8 protein-coding genes are annotated in these 8,230 nt (G+C 57.4%); 2 read left to right on the plus strand and 6 right to left on the minus strand.

All coding sequences use genetic code 11. From position 1 onward, the window contains the following. Positions 1–83: 83 nt before the first annotated feature. Positions 84–581, minus strand: coding sequence for a peptide-methionine (R)-S-oxide reductase MsrB (msrB, locus tag IEW65_RS16990; RefSeq protein ID WP_188640647.1), 498 nt, complete (start codon positions 579–581; stop codon positions 84–86). 264 nt (positions 582–845) lie between these two features. After that, positions 846–1,109 carry a DUF1127 domain-containing protein gene (locus tag IEW65_RS16995; protein WP_188640648.1) on the minus strand — a complete coding sequence of 88 codons (264 nt, stop codon included), beginning with the start codon at positions 1,107–1,109 and terminating at the stop codon, positions 846–848. A gap of 100 nt (positions 1,110–1,209) precedes the next feature. Between IEW65_RS16995 and IEW65_RS17000 the strand changes: the two genes are divergently transcribed. Next, the gene (locus IEW65_RS17000; RefSeq protein ID WP_188640649.1) at positions 1,210–2,067 is read left to right on the plus strand and encodes a LysR substrate-binding domain-containing protein; all 858 of its coding nucleotides are present in this window, start codon (positions 1,210–1,212) and stop codon (positions 2,065–2,067) included. 100 nt (positions 2,068–2,167) lie between these two features. Here IEW65_RS17000 and IEW65_RS17005 read toward each other — a convergent pair whose 3' ends face one another. From IEW65_RS17005 to yrfG, 4 genes are all read right to left on the minus strand, one after another. Next, the gene (locus tag IEW65_RS17005; RefSeq protein ID WP_188640650.1) at positions 2,168–3,724 is read right to left on the minus strand and encodes a phosphoenolpyruvate carboxykinase; all 1,557 of its coding nucleotides are present in this window, start codon (positions 3,722–3,724) and stop codon (positions 2,168–2,170) included. Between the two features lie 308 nt (positions 3,725–4,032). Next, complete coding sequence (gene hslO / locus IEW65_RS17010) at positions 4,033–4,908, minus strand: Hsp33 family molecular chaperone HslO (protein WP_188640651.1); 876 nt, start codon at positions 4,906–4,908, stop codon at positions 4,033–4,035. Between the two features lie 54 nt (positions 4,909–4,962). Next, a complete protein-coding gene (locus IEW65_RS17015) occupies positions 4,963–5,352 on the minus strand; it encodes an RNA-binding S4 domain-containing protein (RefSeq protein WP_188640652.1) in 390 nt (129 codons plus the stop codon). Between the two features lie 39 nt (positions 5,353–5,391). Further along, positions 5,392–6,069: a GMP/IMP nucleotidase gene (yrfG, locus tag IEW65_RS17020; protein ID WP_188640653.1), complete on the minus strand. Its 678-nt coding sequence runs from the start codon at positions 6,067–6,069 to the stop codon at positions 5,392–5,394. 70 nt (positions 6,070–6,139) lie between these two features. Here yrfG and nudE point away from each other — a divergent pair, with 70 nt between their 5' ends. Next, complete coding sequence (gene nudE, locus IEW65_RS17025) at positions 6,140–6,754, plus strand: ADP compounds hydrolase NudE (protein WP_188640654.1); 615 nt, start codon at positions 6,140–6,142, stop codon at positions 6,752–6,754. Positions 6,755–8,230: the final 1,476 nt, after the last annotated feature.

Here is an 8,230-nt window from a genome sequence, read left to right on the forward strand (position 1 = left end):
CAACTAACTCATGCAGCATTCGAGGTGCCGACAAGGTACCACAAACCACCTAGGCTGGCATGAATTGCCCTTCTCCCCCACCGTTAGGCGGGCACAAAGCGCAGCGCAACGCCGTTATTACACCAACGCAGCCCGGTGGGTTCTGGGCCGTCTTCAAACACGTGGCCCTGGTGGCCGCCACAGCGGGCGCAGTGGTATTCGGTGCGCGGCCACACCAGTTTGAAGTCCAGTTTAGTGAGCAAGTGACCTTCCACGTGCTCAAAAAAGCTCGGCCAGCCGGTGCCGGAGTCGTACTTCATGGCGCTGGTGAACAGCAGCAAATCGCAGCCTGCGCAGTGGTATGCGCCTTCATCGTATTGCTTATCCAAGGGGCTTGAGAACGCTGCCTCGGTTCCCTCTTGGCGCAGTACGTAAAACGCTTCATCGGATAGGCGCTCGCGCCATTCATCTTCACTCAGCTCTAGTTTTTCTAAATCTGGGGCGGCCTCAAGATCAAGGCGCGGAAAGCCAAATGAGACACCCGGCAACACACCCGCTAATCCGGTTAACCCGGCTAAGCCTAAAAAGTGACGACGTTTCATTGGCGTAACTCCCATCGACAACGGTTGGATAGTAAAGAGAAACAAGCAGATATGAAAAAGGGACAGTGCCGTGGCGCTGTCCCTTTCTGACTACTTAGTTGTCCGTACGTTCGACAACTTACACTGGGGTGTAAAAATTATGTCAATTGCACGCCTGCGGTGCAGATGGTTTCATTGATGGCTTCGTTAACACCTTCAAATGCCTTAACTTTACCCTTACACCTGGGTGGCAGCTCCACTGTCGCTGGTATTTTTCCGCCCGTCCTAGCGACGCCACCCTCGATCATCCCAAAAGGGACGCTTAGCCTCTTTGCGAACCGCTTCGCGGCTAATACCGATGTCTTTGAGCAGGTCGTCGCTTAAGTGCTGGAGCGCATAGCGCTCCCGACGAAGCTGACGCCAACGTGCGAATCGGACACGCCAGGGTGTACGGCATACCGATAAACCGTCGGCCTGCTTTTGCTTCTGAGACTTAGGTTTAGCGAGTTGTTGGGGGGAATCTTGCACGCAAGTCAATGTGCGCTCCATGTCGATATCTCCTTCAGAGTGTTGGAAGAAGTATCAAAGAGGGCCTAAAATCAATCCAACGAATACTTCTTATAATCAACATCAATCAGATTGATACCTAATGGCCACGCTACCTACTATCGATCACGAACTGCTGCGTACATTTGTTGCGATTGTCGACCAGGGCGGCTTTACAAGCGCCGCACAGGTGGTCAACCGCACGCAATCGGCGGTGAGCATGCAGATGAAGCGCCTGGAAGAGGACGTCATTCAGCGCCCCCTTTTCGTACGCCAAAACCGGCAGCTGCTACTGACCAGCGAGGGGCATACTCTGCTGGGCTATGCGCGCAAGATTCTTTCGCTGCAAGGTGAAGCACTGACCCTGCTGCGCCAACCCGACATGGTAGGCCGTGTGCGCTTAGGGGTGCCGGACGACTATGTCATGCGTTTTCTGCCCGGCATTTTGAAGACGTTCTCACAGGCATGGCCACTGGTGGATGTTGAAGTACACTGCGCACCCTCGTCGGTGCTCTCACAACAGCCCCCCGACAGCCTGGATTTAATTATTATGACACGCGAGGTCGGCGATGAGGTCGGTACGTTGCTGAGACGTGAGCCTACCGTATGGGTCTCAGCCGCCGACCACGCCACCCATCTGCAAGCGACTGTGCCGTTGGCCATGTTCGAGGCCCCTTGCTTCTGTCGTCGCCACGCCTGCAACGCTTTGGACCGAGCTGGCAAGACGTATCGCGTAGCCTACAGTAGCCCCAGCTTGGCGACGTTACAGGCAGTGGTGGGTGCTGGGCTGGCAGTCTCCGCATGGATGCAGAGCCTGGTTACCCCCGACATGTTGATTCTTGGCAAGCAAGAGGGGTACCCCACCCTGCCCGAGGCTTCCATCGTGCTACAACGCACCTCTAACACGCAGTCACCTATCATCGATAGCTTGGCAGAGCATATTGCTGAAGGGTTTCGTTGATGGAAGAGCGTACCGTCCGGTAGTGGGCCTTGTGCTGGGGCTAAACGCAAAAAGGGAGGGTGCTTAGCACCCTCCCTTTTTTGCGATGAAACAGCGAGTATCAGGTCAATTGCGGGCCGGCTTTGATGATCGCTTCGTTGACGCCTTCAAACTTCTTGAAGTTATCCACGAACTTGGTGGCCAGTTCCTGCAGGTGACGGTCATAAGCGTCACGGTCTGCCCAGGTTTCACGCGGGTTGAGCAGGCTGGAGTCTACGCCCGGAACCGCTACCGGTACGTCGAGGTTCAGACCTTCAATGTGCTGAGTTTCTACATCGCGCAGAATGCCTGACTGAATGGCACTGATAATGGCGCGAGTGGTCGGGATAGAGAAGCGTGAGCCGCCTTCACCGTACGCACCGCCGGTCCAGCCAGTGTTGACCAGGTAAACCTGGGCATCTTTCTTCGCTACGCGCTTGATCAGGAGGTCGGCGTATTCACGCGCCGGACGCGGGAAGAACGGAGCGCCGAAACAGGTAGAGAACGTCGCCGCCAAGCCTTCTGAAGAGCCCATTTCGGTGGAGCCGACTTTCGCGGTGTAGCCTGACAGGAAGTGGTAAGCCGCGGCTTCTTTGGAAAGCACGGAGACCGGCGGCAAAACGCCAGACATATCGCAGGTCAGGAAGACGATGGCATTCGGCTCGCCTGCTAGGTTTTCTGCGACGCGCTTCTCAACGTGCTCCAGCGGGTAGGCAGCACGAGAGTTCTGCGTCAGGCTGTCGTCGGCGTAATCCGGCTCGCGGCGGTCGTCGAGTACGACGTTTTCCAGCACGGTGCCAAACTTGATCGCGTTCCAGATGACCGGCTCGTTCTTCTCAGAAAGGTCGATGCACTTAGCGTAGCAGCCGCCTTCCATGTTGAAGACAATGCCGTCGCCCCAGGCGTGCTCGTCATCACCAATCAAGAAGCGCGCTTGGTCAGCAGACAGCGTGGTTTTACCGGTGCCAGAGAGGCCGAAGAACAGGCAGGTTTCGCCATCTTCGCCCACGTTGGCCGAACAGTGCATCGGCAGCACGTCAGAAGCGGGCAGCAGGAAGTTCTGTACGGAGAACATGGCTTTTTTCATTTCGCCTGCGTAGCGCATGCCAGCGATCAGCACTTTGCGCTCGGCGAAATTGATGATTACACAACCATCGGAGTTGGTGCCGTCGCGGTTCGGGTCACACTCAAAGCCTGCAGCGTTAAGAATGGTCCACTCTTCTTTGGCCGCTTGGTTGTAGGCCTGAGGGCGTACAAACATGGTGCGTCCAAACAGGTTCTGCCAGGCCGTTTCAGTGGTTACACGTACCGGCAGGTAGTGAGTAGCATCGCTGCCGACATGCAATTCAGAGACAAAGTGCTCGCCGCCGCCCAGGTGGTCTTCCACACGCGCCCACAGTGCGGAAAATTTATCAGCATCAAAAGGACGGTTAACGCTGCCCCAATCAATGCTGTCACGGGTGGAGGGCTCATCGACAATATAACGATCTTTCGGTGAACGCCCAGTGCGCAGGCCGGTGTTCACCACCAGAGCACCATTGGCGGACAGGCGGCCTTCACCACGGGCCACGGCGCGCTCGATCAGTTCGGCGCTGCTGAGATTAACGTGGGCTTGGGGAGCGGCTTGAGTCGTGGTCATGTCGATTCCTGGGTCTCTAATTTACCGGGCGTCACCGACGCCTTGAGAAATCATCCTAACGGCTGGCATCGTGTTCACAGCTAGCTAGGTGCGCTGAAGTCCGGCGCATTATGGCAAAAAGAAAGCCCCCGGGAAACGGGGGCTTTGACCAAATATCTTGTAGTTAAACTACTACAATGACACTACATTTTGTGTTGCAGCGCAGTATTTTTTCAAACACCTGTTTGGCTTTTCGCCGTCAAGCGTTACAGGGTGTGGGGTACAGCCGCCCGCCCAAAAAGCACGTGGGGCAAGCGCCGACTACACATTCAGTGAATCACTGGCGGCGGCGCGCCTGGGTCTTCCAACAAAATTTCAATATCCGCTGCGGTGTAGTGATATTTCGTATGACAAAAGTGGCATTGTGTATCGATTGCGCCCTGTTCACGCAGAATATCCAGCAGTTCTTCCTTGCCCAGCGTATACAGCGCGTGGCTCATTCGCTCCCGTGAACAGGTGCAGCCAAAGCGCAGCGCTTTAGGCTCAAAGACTCGCACGGTCTCTTCATGATAGAGACGATACAGCACCTCGCGCTGCTCTAAGCCCAGAAGCTCCTCGGTTTTGATCGTATCGGCCAGGTGCACGCTGCGCTCCCAGGCGTCGACATCTTGGTTTTGCGATGCATCTGGCAGACGCTGGAGCAACAGCCCGCCCGCCCGTTCGCCATCGGCTGCCAGCCACAGCCGGGTAGGCAGCTGTTCAGACTGACCAAAGTATGCTTCAAGACAGCCGCTCAGGGTGTCGTGATCCAGCGCGACGATGCCCTGATAGCGGTGCCCTTCTTTAGGGTCGAGGGTAATCACGATTTGGCCATCCCCGACTAACTCGCGGAAGGCTGCGTGTTCACTGGGCAGTGCCGCCTCTTCAGCAATACGCGCAATCGCCCGCAGCTCGCCGCCGGGGTTAGATTCAGCCATGAGTAGCGCTAGCGGCCCTTGACCACGTACTTCAATACTGAGCGTGCCATCCAGTTTGATGGTATCGGTTAATAGCGCTACCGCTGCCAGCAGTTCACCCAACAGCTGGTTCACCGCTGGCGGGTAGGCATGGCGATCCAGCACTTCGTGGTAAGCCGTGCTGAGCGTCACAATTTCGCCACGCACGTTGGTGTCATCAAACAGGAAACGTTGGATTTGATCAGACATAAAAGGACCATAGGAGAAGGGGTGATAGGAGAGCGCAACGGGGTAAGCGGCTGCTTACTCCCCTTGATGGCGCTGGAATCGCTGGATATCGCGCCGCTGTTTCTTATCAGGGCGCTTGAGCGGGTGCTGCATGGCTTCGTTAGTTAATCGACGTGCTTCGGTTTCTTTGGCACGACGTTTAGCGCTCTCTTCGGTTTCCGCGTAAAGCTTACGCGCTTCTGGGGCACCTCGGCGCTGGTCGGATAGCGCGGTAACTTCCACCTCGAAGATATCCCAGCCTTGAGGTACGCGAATCAGCGCCCCAAGTTCTACCGTTTTACTGGTTTTCACTCGGGCACCGTCGTAATTCACCTTGCCGCCTTCAATGGCTTTTTTGGCTAGGGCGCGGGTTTTAAAAAACCGCGCTGCCCATAGCCACTTATCCAAGCGAACGCTGTCACTCATTCACGCTCTCCTAATGTGTGTGAGCCCAGGTAGGTGAACTCAAATATGTGAGCGTTGCCCTGGCAACTCTGCGGGTAGCAGTTGGGCAAATCGGTCTAGGGCGATAAATTCCTGTAGCTCTTTTTCGGGGCGCTGGCTGTCGGGCTGTTTAATCCCTAACAGATGCTTGATGCCAAACTCGCGAGCGCTCTCTAGCACCCGGGCATTGTCATCAATAAACAGGGTGCGGGTGGGGTCGAATGGCTCGCGTTCTTGCAGTGCAAACCAGAAGGCTTGCTCCTCTTTCGCAGCCCCCACGTCTTCTGATGAGATGATGGCGTCTAGGTAGTTTTCCAACCCCGTGAGCGGGAGTTTTAATGCAAGGCTTGCTCTGTCGGCATTCGTAGCAAGCACCACGCGGGGGTGAGCTTGCTTGAGCCATGTGAGGAAATCCAAAGCATCGCTGCGTAGCCCAATCAGGTGTTGCACTTCGCGCTTGAGGGCGACGATATCTACGTTCAGCTCGCGGCTCCAGTAGGCAAGGCTGTACCAGTTCAGCGTGCCTTGCTCACCCATAATGCGTGCTTTGAGCGCATCCTGGCTGGCTTGGTCTAGCTGGTGCAGCTCTACGTAGCGCCGCGGCAGATGCTCAAGCCAAAAGTGGCTGTCGAAGTGAAGGTCTAGCAGCGTGCCGTCCATGTCGAGTAGGACGGTATCGATCTCGCGCCAATCAATCATTGCCGCTCCAGTCTTAAAGAGTAAGCGTGCTATTGTAGCGTAACCCGTTTTTTGCAGCCACGGAGGCATGATGTCACGCGACGACACAGCAACAGGCGATACGCCAACTGGCTACCCGCGCAAGCCGCAAATCTTAGGCCGCCAGCGCGTCGCCCAAAGCCGTTTATTTCAAATTGAGTCACTGGATTTGCGCTTCTCTAATGGGGAAGAGCGACAGTTTGAGCGTTTGACGGGGGCTGATCGCGGTGCGGTGATGATTATTGCCATGCCCGACCCGGACCATGTGCTGCTCATTCGGGAGTATGCTGCGGGGTTTGAAGACTATGTACTGACCTTGCCAAAAGGGTTAGTCGACCCAGGCGAAGACATCATCACCGCCGCCAACCGCGAGCTGATGGAAGAGTGCGGCTTCGGCGCGCACCGCATTGAGCCGTTGGTGGAGCTGTCACTAGCGCCCAACTACATGCGCCACCGCATGCAGGTATTAATGGCAACGGACCTCTACCCCAAGCGCTTACCGGGTGACGAGCCCGAACCGCTGATTGTAGAGACTCACGCTATCGAAGAGCTACCTTCCCTGCTCCTGCGCGAAGACTTCCACGAAGCCCGCGCCATCGCTGCTCTTTACATTGCGCGGGATAAACTGCGCGACGAAAAGCGCCGTGGCGAGATGGATTTGCTCTGATACCTAGCCCTCGTACCGCTTTACTGTAAGAACTACAGCATTATTTACCTTTCACGCTTAAAGCCACCTTCGGCACCCCTGACGGGGTGCTTCGCGGGTGCGCTCCGCTTACACCGCGCTACGGGGTGGCCACCTTAAGTGTGGTCGAACCACGTAGCGCGGCGTAACCAATGAGCGAGATCAACGAGCGAATGAGGCACCCGCGGGGGCGGCGATGAGCCGCCTGGATTGGGCCACCGTAAATCATCACACCTGAGTGCCGCCTTCGGCACCCCTGCCGGGGTGCTTCGCGGGTGCGCTCCGCTTACGCCGCGCTACGGGGTGGCCACCTTAAATGTGGTAAAACCACGTAGCGCGGCGTAACGAATGAGCGAGAGCAACGAGCGAATGAGGCACCCGCGAGGGCGGCGATTAGCCGCCTGGATTTGGCCACCGTAAATCATTCAATCTCTGTGCCATCTTCAGCACCCCTGCCGGGGTGCTTCGCGGGTGCGCTATCGCTTACGCCGCGCCACGGGGTGGCCACCTTAAGTATGGTCGAACCACGTAGCGCGGCGTAACGAATCTTGCGAGGCACGAGCAAATGAGGCACCCGCGAGGGCGGCGATTAGCCGCCTGGATTTGGCCACCGTAAATCATTCAATCTCTGTGCCATCTTCAGCACCCCTGCCGGGGTGCTTCGCGGGTGCGCTATCGCTTACGCCGCGCCACGGGGTGGCCACCTTAAGTATGGTCGAACCACGTAGCGCGGCGTAACGAATCTTGCGAGGCACGAGCAAATGAGGCACCCGCGAGGGCGGCGATTAGCCGCCTGGATTTGGCCACCGTAAATCATTCAATCTCTGTGCCGCCTTCGGCACCCCTGTCGGGGTGCTTCGCGGGTGCGCTATCGCTTACGCCGCGCTACGGGGTGGCCACCTTAAGTGTGGTGGTACCACGTAGCGCGGCGTAACGAATGAGCGAGAGCAACGAGCGAGAGAGGCACCCGCGGGGGCGGCGATTAGCCGCCTGGATTTGGCCACCGTAAATCATTCAACTTTGGTGCCACCTTCGGCACCCCTACCGGGGTGCTTCGCGGGTGCGCTCCGCTTACACCGCGCTACGGGGTGGCCACCTTGAGTGTGGTCGAACCACGTAGCGCGGCGTAACGAGCGAATGAGGCACCCGCGAGGGCGGCGATGAGCCGCCTGGGTTTGGCCAACGTAAATCATCACACCTGAGTACCATCTTCGGCACCCCTACCGGGGTGCTTCGCGGGTGCGCTCCGCTTACACCGAGCTACGGGGTGGTCACCTTAAGTGTGGTCGAACCACGTAGCGCGGCGTAACGAATGAGCGAGAGCAACGAGCGAATGAGGCACCCGCGGGGGCGGCGATGAGCCGCCTGGATTTGGCCACCGTGAATCATTCAACTTTGGTGCCATCTTCAGCACCCCTGCCGGGGTGCTTCGCGGGTGCGCTATCGCTTACGCCGCGC

Origin of the sequence: Vreelandella lutescens (genome assembly GCF_014640815.1) — a bacterium.
Classification (GTDB): domain Bacteria; phylum Pseudomonadota; class Gammaproteobacteria; order Pseudomonadales; family Halomonadaceae; genus Vreelandella; species Vreelandella lutescens.

Coding starts and splice junctions, on each gene's coding strand:
- msrB (WP_188640647.1), bottom strand. CDS start 581: ATGAAACGTCGTCACTTTTTAGGCTTAGCCGGGTTAACCGGATTAGCG.
- IEW65_RS16995 (WP_188640648.1), bottom strand. CDS start 1,109: ATGGAGCGCACATTGACTTGCGTGCAAGATTCCCCCCAACAACTCGCT.
- IEW65_RS17000 (WP_188640649.1), top strand. CDS start 1,210: ATGGCCACGCTACCTACTATCGATCACGAACTGCTGCGTACATTTGTT.
- IEW65_RS17005 (WP_188640650.1), bottom strand. CDS start 3,724: ATGACCACGACTCAAGCCGCTCCCCAAGCCCACGTTAATCTCAGCAGC.
- hslO (WP_188640651.1), bottom strand. CDS start 4,908: ATGTCTGATCAAATCCAACGTTTCCTGTTTGATGACACCAACGTGCGT.
- IEW65_RS17015 (WP_188640652.1), bottom strand. CDS start 5,352: ATGAGTGACAGCGTTCGCTTGGATAAGTGGCTATGGGCAGCGCGGTTT.
- yrfG (WP_188640653.1), bottom strand. CDS start 6,069: ATGATTGATTGGCGCGAGATCGATACCGTCCTACTCGACATGGACGGC.
- nudE (WP_188640654.1), top strand. CDS start 6,140: ATGTCACGCGACGACACAGCAACAGGCGATACGCCAACTGGCTACCCG.